Source organism: Pelovirga sp., assembly GCF_059864205.1.
In genome coordinates, this window is record NZ_JCBCBS010000207.1 from 1 (window position 1) to 1750 (window position 1750).

General features: G+C 59.6%; 3 protein-coding genes. 2 read left to right on the top strand and 1 reads right to left on the bottom strand.

The genetic code is table 11. The features are described 5' to 3' along the window. Both cbiB and cbiR read left to right on the top strand, forming a co-directional pair. The coding region (gene cbiB, locus AC6F7T_RS13090; protein ID WP_500719531.1) for an adenosylcobinamide-phosphate synthase CbiB at nucleotides 1-871 on the top strand (871 nt) is incomplete at its 5' end. Further along, the gene (cbiR, locus tag AC6F7T_RS13095; protein WP_500719533.1) at nucleotides 862-1530 is read left to right on the top strand and encodes a cobamide remodeling phosphodiesterase CbiR; all 669 of its coding nucleotides are present in this window, start codon (nucleotides 862-864) and stop codon (nucleotides 1528-1530) included. The genes cbiB and cbiR, both read left to right, overlap by 10 nt. 16 nt (nucleotides 1531-1546) lie before the next feature. On the opposite strand, the gene AC6F7T_RS13100 is transcribed toward cbiR, so the two are convergent. Continuing rightward, on the bottom strand, nucleotides 1547-1750 hold a 204-nt coding region (locus AC6F7T_RS13100; RefSeq protein ID WP_500719535.1), incomplete at its 5' end, for a hypothetical protein.

A 1750-nucleotide genomic window follows, 5' to 3' on the forward strand; every position in this document is an offset into this window, starting at 1 on the left:
GGGACGTCTGAACCGCCGACTGGAACACCGGTTATATCCCCTTGGCTTCAGCGGCGGCGCGCTGCTGACATTACTGTCGACAGCGGTTGCCGTCGCCACGACCCTGGTTCTGCTGTGGACGGCAATCCGCATCCATGTTGCTCTCTATCTTGTTGTCAATACGCTGATTATCTTTTTTGCTGTCAGTGCCCGCTCCATGGTGCAACACGCCCTGGCGGTTCACGCCCCGCTGGTTACCGGTGACCTTGAGGGTGCCCGCCGGGCGCTGGCCATGATCGTCAGCCGCGATACCGCCGGGATGGATCAGGAGATGGTGATTCGCTCCACCGTCGAATCAGTAGCGGAAAACTTTACCGACGGCGTGTTGTCGCCGGTTGTGTTCGCAGCACTAGGCGGCGCGGCCGGGGCGATGCTGTTCAAGGCCGTCAGCACGCTGGATTCGATGATCGGTTACCGCAATGCGCGCTACGAGCAGTTCGGCAAATTTGCCGCCCGTGCCGATGATGTCCTCAACTTCATTCCGGCGCGACTGGCTCTGGTGCTGATTCCTGTCGCGGCGTTCGGCAGTCGCCTGAACCCGGGCAATGCCTGGCGTATCGGTCGCCGTTTCCGCCTGGCCCACACCAGTCCCAATTCAGCCCATAGCATGGCCGCCTTTGCCGGCGCCCTTGACACCCGCCTCGGCGGCACAGCGACCTATTTCGGCATCCGCAAGGAGAAGCCCTGTATCGGTGACGGAGCCCGGATCGACGAAACGGCACTGATCACCGACGCCACCGGACTGTTCACCAGAACAACCGCTCTGCTGGCTCTGTGCGCCGCAATTTTGTACCTCACCCTGCTCATTGTAATGAGGTACCCATGCGCATAGCGGCCCCTTCCTTTATTATTCCGGCAGAACGTCTGGCGAATGTGCAATATGTGCGTGGCCTGGTGGAGGAAATCGAGCTGCTCTATTTTTGCAGCCGGCAGCCGGAAGACTTGCCCGACGAGCAGGAAGTGACCCAACTGGCGCTGGAGCCGCTGCGCTATAACATCCACCTGCCTTACGACCGCGACCTGACCCTGGTGGCATCATGGTCGACGCTGCAAACCTTCGTCGATCGGTTGCGACCGCTTGGAGCGCAGACACATACCCTCCACCTGCAACCACAGCGCGAATTTTTTCGTCAGCTGGAGACTTTTTCCGCCTCAAATGCAGGGATCATCAGTGTCGAAAACAGTGGTGACGACGCCCAACTGTTTGACCAGGCAGCAGCCTTACCCGTCGATTTTTGTGTCGATGTCGGTCACATGATTCATTTTAGGCAGGATGTGGAGGCGGTTCTGTCCAGGCATCGGGAACAGATCACCCTGCTCCATCTGCACGGCAGCGACGGCCGGCGCGACCACCGCAGTCTCAAATGGATCGACCCCGGCCTGCTGCGGACCATCAAACAATTTGCTCTGGAAAAAGAGCTGACCATCTGTCTGGAGATTTTTCAGGAAGCGGGACTACGCGAATCAATCGCTCTGTTGCGCGACCTCTGATGGGGGAAACAGGGAGTCACCCCTCTTTCGGCTTTCCCTGGACAATGGCGGTGGACAGATAACCGGCAGCTTCCGGCGGATCCTGGGTCAGCAGGTCGTACACCTGCTCGTCGCGCAGGCTGATACGCTGAAACAACCAGGCCTGCGCCAGGTCGGCCTGACGCACGAACGCACACAGGGCGGGGAGTCGCTTATGCACCTTCATCAGCACAACCGAGGT

Excerpts from the sequence above, each read along its gene's own strand:
- cbiR (WP_500719533.1), top strand. The coding sequence starts at position 862 with ATGCGCATAGCGGCCCCTTCCTTTATTATTCCGGCAGAACGTCTGGCG.